Genomic DNA, 13,168 nt, shown 5'->3' on the forward strand with positions numbered 1-13,168 from the left:
AAGCTGATCCGTCTGCAATGCTACGAGGGGCTCGACGCCGCGTCGGCGGTCTACGAGTGGAATTTTCCGGCGCAGATGGTGGCGATCCGCACCGCGGAGGCGACCGGCGCCGCGGACCGCGACAGCCTGACCGAGGAGCTGTTCTCCGGCCGCTACCTGATCCGCCGGCCGCTCCTCGAGGCGATGGAGCCCCATGCCGAGGGGCCGCCGGTCCTGCTGATCGACGAGCTCGACCGGACCGACGAGCCGTTCGAGGCGTTCCTGCTCGAGGCGCTCTCCGACTTCCAGGTGACGATCCCCGAGCTGGGGCCGGTGAAGGCCGAGGAGCCGCCGATCGTCGTACTGACCTCGAACCGCACGCGAGAGGTCCATGACGCGCTGAAACGCCGCTGCCTCTACCACTGGGTCGAGTATCCCGACTTCGACCGCGAGTACGCCATCCTGCGCTCGCGCGCGCCGGAGGCGAGCGACGCGCTGTCGCGCGAGGTGGTCGCCTTCGTGCAGCGGCTGCGGACGGAGGATCTGTTCAAGAAGCCGGGCGTCGCCGAGACGATCGACTGGGCAAAATGCCTCGTCGCCCTCGACGCCGTGGCGCTGTCGCCGCAGGTCATCGCCGACACGCTCGGCGCGCTGCTCAAGTACCAGGACGACATCGCGCGGATGCAGGGCTCGGAAGCCAGGCGCATCCTCGACGAGGCCCGCGCCGAACTCGGGCCGGTCTGATGGCGCGGCCGGCCGGCCTCGCGCTCATCCCCGAGGACGGCAAGCTCGCCGCCAACATCGTCCACTTCGCCCGCGCGCTGCGCAAGGCCGGGCTGCCGGTCGGCCCGGGCCGCGTCGTCGACGCGGTGCGGGCCGTCGAGGCGGCGGGGTTCACCGACAAGGGGGACTTCTATCACGCGCTCCAGGCCTGTTTCGTCTCGCGCCCCGAGCAGCGCGAGACCTTCGCCCAGGTCTTCCGGCTGTTCTGGCGCGATCCGGCCTTCATGGAGCACATGATGAGCCTGATGCTGCCGCTGCTGCGCGGCGTCGCCGAGCCGCACGCGCCGGCCGCGGCCGAGCGCCGGGCCGCCGAGGCGCTGACCGACGGCGCCGAGCCGCCGGCGCTGCCGGAGCAGGAACGCGACGACGAGGGCAAGGTCGAGTTCGACGCCACGCTGACCTTCTCGGCCGACCAGCGGCTGCGGAGCCTCGACTTCGAGCAGATGTCTGCCGCCGAGATCGCCGCCGCGAACCGCGCCATGGCCCGGCTCGACCTGCCGGTGCAGCCGATCGCCTCGCGCCGGACGAGGACCGACCCAAGCGGGCAGGTCGCCGACTGGCGCGGCACCATGCGCGCCGCGCTGCGCTCGGGCGGCGACGTGCGCGCGCTGGCGATGCGGGCGCGGCGGACCCGCTGGCCGAACCTGGTCGCGCTCTGCGACATATCGGGCTCTATGTCGTCCTACAGCCGGATGCTGCTGCACTTCCTGCACGCCGCGGCCAATGCGCGGGGCGCGGGCTGGGCGCAGGTCCACGCCTTCACCTTCGGCACCGAACTTACCAACATCACCCGCCACCTGCGTCAGCGCGACGTCGATGCGGCGCTGGCGGCGGCGGGGCGCGAGGCCCGCGACTGGGAGGGCGGCACGCGGATCGGCGCCTGTCTGCACGCCTTCAACCGCGACTGGTCGCGGCGCGTGCTGGGGCAGGGGGCGGTGGTGCTGCTGATCACCGACGGGCTCGACCGCGACGACCCGGGCCGGCTCGCCGCCGAGATGGAGCGGCTGCGGCTCTCGGCCCGCCGGCTGATCTGGCTCAATCCGCTGCTGCGCTGGGACGGCTTCGCGCCGAAGGCGCAGGGGGTGCGGGCCATCCTGCCGCATGTCGACAGCTTTCGGGCGTGCCACAATCTCGCCTCGCTGGAGGAGCTCGTGGTCGCGTTGTCGCGGCCGGAGGACGTCGGGGAGCGGGCGCGGTTGATGCAACTCGCCGATTCCGGCCGAAAACCGGCTATGATAAGCGAAGTTTAACGCAAAGGATGGACCAGTCTCAGGTGTACGTGGCCCGGACATGAAGCGAGACGCGAGCGTGGCGGCGACGAGATGGTGGCTTCGGCCGCGGCGGCTGGCGTCTCGAGCGCTCCTCGCGCTCGGTGCGGCGCTCGCTGCGGGCGGTTCCATCGGCGTCATCGCACAGTTCAGCCTACTCGAAGGCGTGCCGGCGGTCTGGCTGGCGCTCGGGGGCGTCGCGCTCTTCGTAGCCGCGGTGGAGCTCGCCGCGCTCGCCATCGGCGGTGAACGGGACAGGCGGCTCGAGCGGGTTCTGGAGCGCGACGCGGAGCTGGCCCAGCTCTCCTGGAGGCTCGATTTCGCGCTGGGGGTGTCGAAGGTCGGGGTCTGGGACGTCAATCTCGAAACCGACGAGATGATCTGGGACGAACGCACCCGCGCGCTCTTCGGCGCGCCGAACCGCAACGGCTTCTTCAACGAAAGCGACTGGATCGGCGCGGTCCACCCAGAGGATCGCGAGCGAGCGATCGAAGCGGCGCGCGTGGCGGTCGATGCGGACGGCCGCTTCGTGCAGGACTACCGCGTGTTGCTGCCCGACGGGACCGTGCGCCACCTTCGCGACACCGCCGCGGTCTATCTCGGCGAGGGGGGCACGCGGCGGCTGGTCGGTCTCGTCTGGGACGTGACCGGCGACGTGGAGCGCCAGGCGGAGCTGGAATTGCGCCGGGCGGAGGCCGAGGCGGCCGCGGTGGCGAAGTCGCGCTTCCTCGCCATGATGAGCCACGAGATCCGCACGCCCATGACCGGGGTGATCGGGATGCTGGAGCTGATGCTGACCGATCCGCTGTCCGAGGCGCAGCGCCAGCGCGCCACGGTGGCGCATTCCTCGGCGCACGGGCTCCTGCGGATTCTCAACGACATCCTCGAGTCCTCCAAGCTGGAGGCGGGGCGGGTCGAGCGGCTCGATGCGCCGGTCGATCCGCGAGAACTCCTCGCTGAGGTGACCGCGCTTATGGCGGCCGGGGCGGAGCGCAAGGGGCTCGCCCTGTCGACGGACGTCGCCGAACGGGTGCCGGCGACGATCCTGACCGACGCGATGCGGCTGCGGCAGATCCTCGTCAATCTCCTGAGCAACGCCGCCAAGTTCACCGAGGCGGGCGAGGTCCGGGTGTCGATGGACTACGACGCGGGGGCGCGGGAGCTTGCCGTCGAGGTCGCCGACACCGGAGTAGGCCTCGGGACGGCGGATCCGGGGCGGCTGTTCGAGGAGTTCTACCAGGCCGACAGCGGCGCCGGGGCGCGGCGGGGCGGCACGGGGCTCGGGCTGGCGATCACGCGCCAGCTGGTGGGTCTGCTCGGCGGCCGCGTCTCGGCGCGGAGCAGCGCGGGCGGGGGCGCGGTCTTCGCCTTCACCATCGCCGCGCCGGCGGCCGACGCGCCGTTCCAGCCCGGCGCGCCCGCCCGGGCGAGCTCGGCGACGCCGCCGCAGCTGCGGGTGCTGGTCGCCGAGGACAATGCGACGAACCAGATCGTGCTGCGGAGCTACCTCGCGCGAAAGGGCCACGCCGTGACGCTCGTCGAGGACGGCGTGGCGGCCGTGCGCGCGGCGGAGGCGGGCGGCTTCGACGTGGTGCTGATGGATGTGGAGATGCCCCGGATGGACGGGGCTCGGGCGACGCGGCTGATCCGCGAGCTGTCGGGTCCGGCCGGATCAGTGCCGATCGTCGCGCTGACCGCAAGCGCGCTTCCGGGCGACCGCGAGCGCTATCTTGCCGCCGGCATGACCGACTTCGTGCCGAAGCCGATCGACTTCGCGCTTCTCGACGAGGCGCTGGGCCGCGCCGCATCGGCCCGTGCGGACTTGCTGCCCGACCTTGGCCCGGCGGCGCGCGCCGCCGCAACGTGAGGCGCCTCCGGACCGGAGGAAGGCCGTCGCGACGGCCTTCCAGTCGTGGCGCGGTCGCGGATCAGAGACCCTTGGAGCGATAACTCGCCGCGACCCGGCCGATGGAGACGAGGTAGGCGGCGACGCGCAGGTCGTCGACGTCCTTGCGGGCGTGCCAGACTTCGCGCATCGACTGGTATGCGGTGCGCATGGTGTCGTCGAGGCCCGAGCGGACAAGCTCGAGTTCGCCGGCGCCGCGGACGTATTCCGCCTTGAACCGCTCGGAGATCCCGGACTTGACTCCGGCGCTTTGCAAGATCCGCTCCATCTCGGAGACGAGGAGCGCGTGGTGCGCCTCCTCCTGCCGGCGCTGCATCCGGCCGAAGCGGATGTGGCTGAGATTCTTCACCCACTCGAAGTAGCTCACCGTGACGCCGCCGGCGTTGGCGTAGAGGTCGGGGATGATGACCGTGCCCCGCTTGCGCAGGATGTCGTCGGCGCCGGCGGTGATCGGGCCGTTCGCCGCCTCGATGATCAGCGGAGCCTTGACGCGGTCGGCGTTGCCGAGGTTGATCACCGATTCCATCGCGGCCGGGATCAGGATGTCGCACTCCGCCTCGAGCACGGCGGCGCCGTCCTCGACGTAGGTTCCGCGCGGGAAGTCCTTCACGCCGCCGGTGGCGGAGATGTGGGTCTTGAGGAACTCGATCGGGATGCCGTCCGGGTTGACGACGGCGCCGTCGCGCTCGATCACCGCGACGACCTTCACGCCGTCCTCCTCGGAGAGGAACTTGGCGGCATGGTAGCCGACGTTGCCGAGGCCCTGCACGATCGCCCGCTTGCCGTCGAGCCCGCCGTCGAGCCGGGCGCGCTTCACGTCGTCGGGGTGGCGGAAGAACTCGCGCAGCGCGTACTGCACGCCGCGCCCGGTCGCCTCGACGCGCCCGGCGATGCCCCCGGCGTTGAGCGGCTTGCCGGTGACGCAGGCGGCGGCGTTGATGTCGGTGGTGTTCATCCGCCGGTACTGGTCGACCATCCACGCCATCTCGCGCTCGCCGGTGCCCATGTCGGGGGCGGGGACGTTCTGGCTGGGATTGATCAGGTCGCGCTTGACGAGCTCGAAGGTGAAGCGGCGGGTGATCTGCTCGAGCTCGTGATCGTTCCATTCGCGCGGGTCGATCCTGAGGCCGCCCTTGGAGCCGCCGAAGGGCGTCTCGACCAGCGCGCACTTGTAGGTCATCAGCGCGGCCAGCGCCTCGACCTCGTCCTGGTTGACGCCCATGGCGTAGCGGATGCCGCCCTTGACCGGCTCCATGTGCTCGGAATGCACCGAGCGGTAGCCGGTGAAGGTGTGGATCGCCCCGCGCAGCCGCACGCCGAATCGGACGGTGTAGGTCGAGTTGCAGACCCGGATCTTTTCCTCGAGGCCCGGGCTGAGGTCCATCAGCCGCACGGCGCGGTTGAACATGAGGTCGACGGATTCCCGGAAGCTCGGCTCCCGCAGCGGCGCATTCATGTAGGTCCTCCCGGACTCGTTCTGGCCCAATGGCCGGGCCACTAGAGCACTGCGCGGGCGAGCCGGCAAGATGGGCGGTGGGGCGGCGGATCGGGAGTCAGCGGACCGGGGCAGCCTGCGCTGGCCCGTCCGCGCGCCTCGCCTCGGGCGTCGTCGAGGTCTCGTCGAAAGCCGCCGCCAGCAGCGTCCGCGTGTAGGGCTGCGCGGGTGCGTCGAAGATCGCGTCGGCCGGGCCGCACTCCACCACGTCGCCGTTCTGCATGACCACCACCGCGTGGGCGAGCGCGCGCACGACGCGCAGGTCGTGGCTGATGAAGACGTAGGCGAGGCCGTATTTCGTCTGCAACGCGCGCAGCAGCTCGACGATCTGCACCTGCACCGTCATGTCGAGCGCGCTGGTCGGCTCGTCGAGCACGACGAGTTTCGGTTGCAGGATCATGGCGCGGGCGATGGCGATGCGCTGGCGCTGGCCGCCGGAGAACTCGTGCGGGTAGCGGTCCATCACGGCGGGGTCGAGCCCGACCTCGGTCAGGATCGCCGCGACCCTGTCGTGGGCGTCGCCCCCGAGCCCGTGCACGCCGAGGCCCTCGGCGACGATCTGCTCGATCGACATGCGAGGGCTGAGCGAGCCGTAGGGGTCCTGGAACACCATCTGCATGTCGCGCCGGAGGCCGCGCAGCTGCTTCGAGCGCAGGCCCTGGATGTCGCGGCCGAGAAAGACGATGCGCCCCTCGGACGCGATCAGGCGCATCATCGCGAGCGCGAGCGTCGTCTTGCCCGAGCCGCTCTCGCCGACGACGCCGAGCGTCTCGCCGGCGCGGATGGCGACGCTCGCCTCGTTGACCGCCTTGATGTGGCCGACGGTCCTGCGCAGCAGGCCGCGGCGGATCGGGAACCAGACGCGCAGCCGCTCGGTCTCGATCACCGCCGGCGCGCCGGGCGCAAGCGGGTCGGGGCGGCCATGCGGCTCGGCGGCGAGGAGCTTGCGGGTGTAGGGGTGCTGGGGCCGGGCGAAGATCTCCGCCGTGGGGCCGGTCTCGACGATCTCGCCGCCCTGCATGACCGCCACCCGATCGGCGATGCGGCGCACGATCGCGAGGTTGTGGGTGATGAACAGCATCCCCATGCCGCGCTGGCGCTGGACCTCGGCCAGCAGCGCGAGGATCTGCGCCTGGATCGTCACGTCGAGCGCGGTGGTCGGCTCGTCGGCGATCAGCAGGTCGGGGTTGTTGGCGAGCGCCATGGCGATCATCACGCGCTGGCGCTGGCCGCCGGAGAGCTGGTGGGGATAGGCGCCCATCCGCTCCTCGGGGTCGCGGATGCCGACCTGGCGCAGGAGGTCGAGGATGCGCGCCGTCGCCGCCCGGCCCGTCACCCCCTGATGGAGCGCGAGGCTCTCGCCGATCTGGCGCGCGATGGTGTGCAGCGGGTTCAGCGAGGTCATCGGCTCCTGGAAGATGAAGCTGATGTCGTTGCCCCGCACGGCGCGCAGCATGCGCTCGCTCGCCGCCGCCATGTTCCTGTCGCGATAGCGGATGTCGCCTGTCACCTCGGCGTTGTCGGGCAGCAGGCGCACCGTCGAGAGCGCGGTGATCGACTTGCCGGAGCCGCTCTCGCCGACCAGCGCCAGCGTCTCGCCGGCGTGGACGTCGAAGCCCAGGCCCTTGACGGCCTCGATCCGCCGGCCGCCCTGGAGAAAGGCGATGCGCAGGTCGCGGACGGCGAGGATCGGCTCCTCGCCGAGGGAGACGGCGGCCTGCGTCATGCCGGGCCCGGCCCGGCGCGCTCGGCGCAGACGCGGTCCCAGGCGGAGCGGTCGAGCCGCAGGACCACCCACGGGGCCGGCCGGCCGGGAATGAGCTCGAGCGTGGCGTCGTAGGCGTGGACCGCGCCGAGCCGGGCGGTCGCGGTCTGCGAGCGGATGTTGCTCGGGTCGATGTGGAACCAGACCGACGGGAAGCTCGCGAAGGCGTGCCCGAGCATCAGCCGCTTCAGCTCGAAATTCGTGCGTCCGCCCCACCAGCGATGGTTGAGGAAGGTGAAGCCGATCGAGATCGAGCCCGGCATGTCCGGCGCCGTGTAGTAGCGCGACGCGCCGATGATCGCGCCCGAGGCGCGGTCGATGATCGCGAGGGTCGTGCCGGTCCGGAGGAGGAAGGCGAAGTAGGGCTCGAACATCTCGCGCTTCCAGCGGTCTTTGGCGGGATGGCCGGCCCAGGTCTCCTCGTCGCTCGCGGCGGCGTGGAGCCCGTCGAGATCGCCGGCCGCAAGCGGGCGCAACTCCAGCGTCTCGCCGATCAGGGTCGGCTGCGGGTCGAAAGCGGGGGCGCTCACCGGAAGGTCTTTCGCGGGTCGAAGGCGTCGCGGACGCCCTCGAAGATGAAGACGAGGAGCGAAAGCATGGTCGCGAAGGTGAAGAAGGCGGTGAAGCCGAGCCAGGGGGCGTTGAGCCGGTTCTTGGCCTGGAGCGCCAGTTCGCCGAGCGAGGGGTAGGAGGGCGGCAGGCCGAGGCCGAGGAAGTCGAGCGCGGCGAGGCCGCCGATCGCGCCGGTGATGATGAAGGGCAGCAGCGTCAGGGTGGCCACCATGGCGTTCGGCAGCAGGTGGCGGACCATGATCGTCCCGTCGCCGACCCCGAGCGCGCGGGCGGCGCGGACGTATTCGAAGTTGCGGGCGCGCAGGAACTCGGCGCGGACGACGCCGACGAGCGAGGTCCAGGAGAAGAAGGCGATCAGCAGCGTCAGCAGCCAGAAGTTCATCGTGAAGATCGCCGAGAGGATGATGATCACGTAGAGGCTCGGCATGTTGACCCAGATCTCGACGATGCGCTGGAAGAAGAGGTCGATCCAGCCGCCGAAGTAGCCCTGCACCGCGCCCGCCGCCACCCCGATCAGCGCCGAGACGCCGGCGACGACGAGGGCGAACAGGATCGAGATGCGAAAGCCGTAGATGACGCGCGCCAGCACGTCGCGGGTCTGGTCGTCGGTGCCGAGCCAGTGCTGGCGGTCGGGCGCCGAGGGAGCGGAGGCGACGTCGTAGTTGATGGTGTTGAAGCTGTAGGGGATGAGCGGCCAGATCGCCCGGCCGGGATTGGCGATGCGCTCGCCATCGACCATGCCGCCTGGAACCTGCGCCATCACGCCCTCGGGATCGTCGAGGCAGACCTCCATGCCGCCGGTCGCGATCAGGCAGCGCACCTCGGGGGAGTTGTACTCCGCCTGGGTCTGGAACTCGCCGCCGAAATCCGCCTCGGAGTAGAACTGGAAGATCGGAAACCGCCACTCGCCCTGGAAGCGCACCGCAAGCGGCCGGTCGTTCGCCACGAACTCGGCGAAGAGCGCCGTGGTGAAGAGGGCGAGGAAGATCCAGAGCGACCAGAAGGCGCGCCGGTTCGCCCGGAAGTTCGCCAGCCGGCGCCGCTGCAGCGCGTTCAGCCGCATTCAGACCTCGCGGCTCTCGAAGTCGATGCGCGGATCGACCCAGACATAGGTGAGGTCGGAGATGAGCCCGACGACCAGCCCCATCAGGCCGAAGACATAGAGCGTGCCGAAGACCACCGGATAATCGCGCTGGATGGCGCTCTCGTAGGCGAGGCGACCGAGCCCGTCGAGCGAGAAGATCGTCTCGATGATGAGCGAGCCGCCGAAGAACACGCCGATGAACACCGCAGGAAAGCCAGCGATGATGATCAGCATGGCGTTGCGGAAGACGTGGCCATAGAGAACCCGGTTCTCGGCGAGCCCCTTGGCGCGCGCGGTCATGACGTACTGCTTCTTGATCTCGTCGAGAAACGAGTTCTTGGTGAGCAGCGTCAGCGTCGCGAAGGCGCCGATGGTCGAGGCCGTCACCGGCAGCACGATGTGCCACAGGTAGTCCGTGGCCTTGCCGACGAGCGACAGCTCGGCCCAGTTGTCGGAGGTGAGGCCGCGCAGCGGGAAGATCTGCCAGTACGAGCCGCCGGCGAAGAGCACCAGCAGCATGATGGCGAAGAGGAAAGACGGGATCGCGTAGGCGACGATGATGAGCCCGCTCGTCGCCGTGTCGAAGCGCGAGCCGTCGTGCATCGCCTTGCGGATGCCGAGCGGGATCGAGATCAGGTAGGCGATCATCGTCGACCAGAGCCCGATGGTGATCGAGACCGGCATCTTCTCCAGCACCAGGTCGACGACGCGGATCGAGCGGAAGTAGCTCTCGCCGAAGTCGAAGGTCAGGTAGTTTCGGAGCATCAGCAGGAACCGCTCGGCCGGCGGCTTGTCGAAGCCGAACTGCCGTTCCAGGTCGGCGATGAATTCCGGCGGCAGCCCCTGCGCGCCGCGGTACTCGCTCGTGCCGCCCCCGGTCTCGCCCCCGCCGCCGCCGGTGATGCGGCCGGTGGCGGAGGTGTCCGATTCGAGCCGCGCGATCACCTGCTCGACCGGGCCGCCGGGCATGAACTGCACGAGCACGAAATTGACGAGCAGGATGCCGAAGAGGGTCGGGACCATCAGCAACAGCCGGCGCAGGACATAGGCCGCCATGTCAGGGCAGAACCGCGCCCTGCGCCTTGAGCGCGTCGTACTTCTCGCGGTCGAACCACCAGTAGGCGTCGCCGCGCGAATAGGCGGGCGGTTCTTCCGGTCGGCCGAACACGTCCCAGTAGGCGATCCAGAACGCGCCCTTGGACCAGTTCGGCACCCAGATCTGCTTGTTGCGCAGCACCCGGTCGAGCGCCTTCACCCGGCCGTCGAGCTCCTCGCGGGTCGTGGCGGCGACGATCAGCTCGATAATCCCGTCGACGACGGGATCGTTCACCCCCGAGAGGTTGTAGCTGCCGGCCGCATCGGCGCCCTCGCTGCCGAAGATCGTGCGCAGCTCCACCGAGGGCGCCATGGACATGACGAGGCGGGTCGGCAGCATGTCGTAGTCGTGGTTTTTCTGGCGCTCCTCGTACTGCGCGCTGTCGACCATGCGCAGGCTGGCGTCGATGCCGATCTGGCGCAGGTTGGCGATGAAGGGATTGAGCACCCGCTCCAGCGAGGGGTTGTCCTCGAGGATCTCCAGCTTCAGCGTCTGGCCCGCGGCGTTCTGCCGCAGCCCGGCCGGGCCGACCGTCCAGCCCGCCTCGTCGAGAAGGGCGGAGGCGCGCCGGATCGCGGCGCGGTCGTTGGTGCGCTCGGCCGAGCTGACCGGCGGCAGGTAGGCCGGCTCCGAGAAGATCTCCGGCGGGAGCTGGTCGCGGAATCGCTCCAGCGTCGCCAGTTCCTCGCCCTCGGGCAGGCCCTCCGCCATCATCGGCGAGTTCTGGAAGAAGCTCACCGTGCGCTCGTAGTTGCCGGAGAACAGCGTCGCGTTCGACCATTCGAAGTTGAACATCAGCGCGATCGCCTCGCGGACCCGGATGTCCTGGAGCTGCGGCTTGCGCATGTTCATCCAGAAGCCCTGCGTGCCCGAGGGCCGGTTGTCGGGCAACTCCTCCCGCTTGACCCACCCCTTGGTCAGCGCCGGGAAGGTGTAGTCGTTGGCCCAGATCGCCGAGAAGAACTCCTCGTGGAACAGGTACTGCCCCGACTTCAGCGCCTCGAAGGCGGCGGTGTTGTCGGCGAAGTACTCATAGACGTAGCAGTCGAAGTTGGCCGATCCGATGTTGACCGGCAGGTTCGCGCCCCAGTAGTCCGGCACGCGACAGTACCGGATCGACCGCCCCGGCTGCACCGCCGCCACCTCGTATGCCCCGGACCCGACCGGCGGCGTCAGCGTCGATTCCTCGAACGGCACGGTCTCGTAGTAGTGCTTGGGCAGGATCGAGAGCCCGCCGACCAGCGCCGGCAGGTCGCGTGTCGGCACACCTTCCTTGAAGGTGAACTTCACCGTGCGCGGGTCGATCGCCTCCGCCCCGGCGACGTCGGCCAGCATGATGCGGTAGTTCGGCGCGCCCTTGTCGCGCAGCGTTTCGAAGCTCCAGACCACGTCCTCGGCGGTGATCGGCTCGCCGTCGGCGAACCGCGCCTCGGGGCGCATGTGGAAGATCACCCAGGAGCGGTCCGAGGGGTATTCCAGGCTCTCGGCGACCAGCCCGTAGGAGGCGTCGATCTCGTCGGCCGAGCCGATGAGCAGGCTGTCGTAGAGAAGCCCCAGTCCCTGCGCCGGCTCGCCCTTGAGGATGAAGGCGTTGAGGCTGTCGAAGGTCTGGCTGGCGCCGGTGCCGCGGAAGCTCATCGTGCCGCCCTTGGGCGCGTCCGGGTTGACGTAGTCGAAATGCGGGAAGCCGGCCCGGTACTTCAGGTCGCCGAAGGTCGAGATGCCGTGGCTGACGATCACGTCGCCGTCTGTCGCGAGGGCGGGCCCCGCCAGCGCCACCAGCGCCGCCAGCGCCGCGCCTGCGACCCTCCGGGCGGCCTTCATCGGGGCGGCATCGACGGCACGGTCGGGCATGCGGGCTACCTGTGGCAGGTGGGGATGCGCGTCACTCTACCGGCGGTCAGGGCGCGGTAAAACGCCAAACCGCGGGTCGCCTCACAGCTTTTCGTGACCGCCCGCGAGGGGGACTCACTGGTTGAGCGTGGCGAGATAGGCGATCAGGTTCGCACGGTCCTCCGACTTCGGCAGGCCGGCGAAGGCCATCGCCGTGCCGGGCACGTAGGCCTTGGGCGACTGGAGGAACTGATAGAGCGACGCCTCGTCCCATGTCCCGCCATGGCCGGCCATCGGCGCGGAATACTTGAAGCCGTCGATCGAGCCGACCGGGCGGTTGACCACGCCGTCGAGATGCGGGCCGACCGCGTTGTTGCCGTCGACCTTGTGGCAGGCGGCGCACTTCTTGAAGACCGCCTCGCCCTTGCCGGCGTCGGCGGCGGCGACGAGCGCCGGCACGTCGACCGCTTCCTCTGCCGGCGCGTCGCCGCCCTCGGCGCTCTCGACGGGGATGCTGAAGGCCACCGCCTCGGAAGAGGTGTCGAAGATCGCGCCCGCGAACGTTCCGATCAGCAGGAACACCAGAAGGCTCCCGCAGAATGCGCCGACGATCTTGGTGATTTCCATCGTGTTCATCGGCTTATGCACCTTTGTTGCGGGGGCCTGGCGCGTCCCCGGAGCACCGCTGGGCCCCGTATTAGCCGCTTCCGCGGCGTCTGCGCAAGCATCCTTCGCCGTTGGCGATGACGCCGGAGGGCCCCGTCGCCAACCACCTGCCGCTCGTTGCGCAGAAAGGCCGCACCGGCTCGCCGCCAGCGAGGCTGGCAGGAAGTCGCGGATCGGCGTCCGCCGCCTCGCTGGGGCGGGCCTTCCGGATGCGCGGCAGAAGGCAGGCGGTCTCTCCCCGTCCCCGCCGGGCGGATGCGCGAGCCGCCCCCGGGCTTTCCTTTCGCGGCGAGTTCTGACATGCGGGCCGCGCGCCAAGCGAGGATCGCCCGATGACTGACACCCTGCGCCCGATCGCCTTTCAGGGCAATCCCGGAGCCTATTCGCACCAGGCCTGCCGCGAGGCGTTCCCCGGCCTGCCGGCGCTGCCCTGCGCCACCTTCGAGGAGGCCATCGCCGCGGTGAACGAGGAACGCGCGGCGCTCGCCATGCTGCCGATCGAGAACTCGACCTATGGCCGGATCGCCGACATCCACCACCTTCTGCCGGAATCGGGACTGCACATCATCGGCGAGCACTTCGTGCGGGTGCACGCCAATCTCCTCGTCATTCCGGGCACGAAGCTCGAGCAGGTAAAGACGGTGCTGAGCCAGCCGCCGCTGCTCGGGCAGGTTCGCGGCTTCGTGCGCCGACACGGCATCGCGACGCGGGCAGGGGCCG

The 13,168-nt window shown here is 70.0% G+C and carries 11 protein-coding genes; 4 read left to right on the forward strand and 7 right to left on the reverse strand.

The genetic code is table 11. From position 1 onward, the window contains the following. The 3 genes from KBA23_RS12950 to KBA23_RS12960 form a co-directional block, all read left to right on the forward strand. On the forward strand, positions 1-723 hold a 723-nt coding region (locus KBA23_RS12950), incomplete at its 5' end, for a MoxR family ATPase (RefSeq protein WP_290741580.1). Then, on the forward strand, positions 723-2,012 hold the full coding sequence (locus tag KBA23_RS12955; protein WP_290741582.1) for a VWA domain-containing protein: 1,290 nt from the start codon (positions 723-725) through the stop codon (positions 2,010-2,012). The genes KBA23_RS12950 and KBA23_RS12955, both read left to right, overlap by 1 nt. A gap of 40 nt (positions 2,013-2,052) precedes the next feature. Continuing rightward, the gene (locus KBA23_RS12960; RefSeq protein ID WP_290741584.1) at positions 2,053-3,897 is read left to right on the forward strand and encodes an ATP-binding protein; all 1,845 of its coding nucleotides are present in this window, start codon (positions 2,053-2,055) and stop codon (positions 3,895-3,897) included. A gap of 61 nt (positions 3,898-3,958) precedes the next feature. Here KBA23_RS12960 and KBA23_RS12965 read toward each other — a convergent pair whose 3' ends face one another. From KBA23_RS12965 to KBA23_RS12995, 7 genes are all read right to left on the reverse strand, one after another. Continuing rightward, entirely contained in the window at positions 3,959-5,392 is a 1,434-nt protein-coding gene (locus KBA23_RS12965) for a Glu/Leu/Phe/Val dehydrogenase (RefSeq protein ID WP_290741586.1), read from the reverse strand. A gap of 97 nt (positions 5,393-5,489) precedes the next feature. Beyond that, positions 5,490-7,157 carry an ABC transporter ATP-binding protein gene (locus tag KBA23_RS12970; protein ID WP_290741588.1) on the reverse strand — a complete coding sequence of 556 codons (1,668 nt, stop codon included), beginning with the start codon at positions 7,155-7,157 and terminating at the stop codon, positions 5,490-5,492. Continuing rightward, positions 7,154-7,726, reverse strand: coding sequence for a GNAT family N-acetyltransferase (locus KBA23_RS12975; RefSeq protein WP_290741589.1), 573 nt, complete (start codon positions 7,724-7,726; stop codon positions 7,154-7,156). The genes KBA23_RS12970 and KBA23_RS12975 overlap by 4 nt, the downstream gene beginning before the upstream one ends. Further along, the gene (locus tag KBA23_RS12980) at positions 7,723-8,832 is read right to left on the reverse strand and encodes an ABC transporter permease (protein WP_290741591.1); all 1,110 of its coding nucleotides are present in this window, start codon (positions 8,830-8,832) and stop codon (positions 7,723-7,725) included. The genes KBA23_RS12975 and KBA23_RS12980 overlap by 4 nt, the downstream gene beginning before the upstream one ends. Further along, positions 8,833-9,909, reverse strand: a complete 1,077-nt coding sequence (locus tag KBA23_RS12985) for a microcin C ABC transporter permease YejB (RefSeq protein WP_290741593.1) — start codon at positions 9,907-9,909, stop codon at positions 8,833-8,835. Between the two features lies 1 nt (position 9,910). Beyond that, positions 9,911-11,803: an extracellular solute-binding protein gene (locus tag KBA23_RS12990; protein WP_290741595.1), complete on the reverse strand. Its 1,893-nt coding sequence runs from the start codon at positions 11,801-11,803 to the stop codon at positions 9,911-9,913. A 114-nt stretch (positions 11,804-11,917) separates the two neighbouring features. Next, positions 11,918-12,418: a cytochrome c family protein gene (locus tag KBA23_RS12995; RefSeq protein ID WP_290741597.1), complete on the reverse strand. Its 501-nt coding sequence runs from the start codon at positions 12,416-12,418 to the stop codon at positions 11,918-11,920. Between the two features lie 362 nt (positions 12,419-12,780). Between KBA23_RS12995 and KBA23_RS13000 the strand changes: the two genes are divergently transcribed. Continuing rightward, positions 12,781-13,168: prephenate dehydratase domain-containing protein (locus tag KBA23_RS13000; RefSeq protein WP_290741599.1), on the forward strand; the 388-nt coding region annotated here is incomplete at its 3' end.

This window comes from Amaricoccus sp. (assembly GCF_017995835.1).
Taxonomy (GTDB): domain Bacteria; phylum Pseudomonadota; class Alphaproteobacteria; order Rhodobacterales; family Rhodobacteraceae; genus Amaricoccus.

Excerpts from the sequence above, each read along its gene's own strand:
- KBA23_RS12955 (WP_290741582.1), top strand. The coding sequence starts at position 723 with ATGGCGCGGCCGGCCGGCCTCGCGCTCATCCCCGAGGACGGCAAGCTC.
- KBA23_RS12960 (WP_290741584.1), top strand. The coding sequence starts at position 2,053 with ATGAAGCGAGACGCGAGCGTGGCGGCGACGAGATGGTGGCTTCGGCCG.
- KBA23_RS12965 (WP_290741586.1), bottom strand. The coding sequence starts at position 5,392 with ATGAATGCGCCGCTGCGGGAGCCGAGCTTCCGGGAATCCGTCGACCTC.
- KBA23_RS12970 (WP_290741588.1), bottom strand. The coding sequence starts at position 7,157 with ATGACGCAGGCCGCCGTCTCCCTCGGCGAGGAGCCGATCCTCGCCGTC.
- KBA23_RS12980 (WP_290741591.1), bottom strand. The coding sequence starts at position 8,832 with ATGCGGCTGAACGCGCTGCAGCGGCGCCGGCTGGCGAACTTCCGGGCG.
- KBA23_RS12985 (WP_290741593.1), bottom strand. The coding sequence starts at position 9,909 with ATGGCGGCCTATGTCCTGCGCCGGCTGTTGCTGATGGTCCCGACCCTC.
- KBA23_RS12990 (WP_290741595.1), bottom strand. The coding sequence starts at position 11,803 with ATGCCCGACCGTGCCGTCGATGCCGCCCCGATGAAGGCCGCCCGGAGG.
- KBA23_RS12995 (WP_290741597.1), bottom strand. The coding sequence starts at position 12,418 with ATGAACACGATGGAAATCACCAAGATCGTCGGCGCATTCTGCGGGAGC.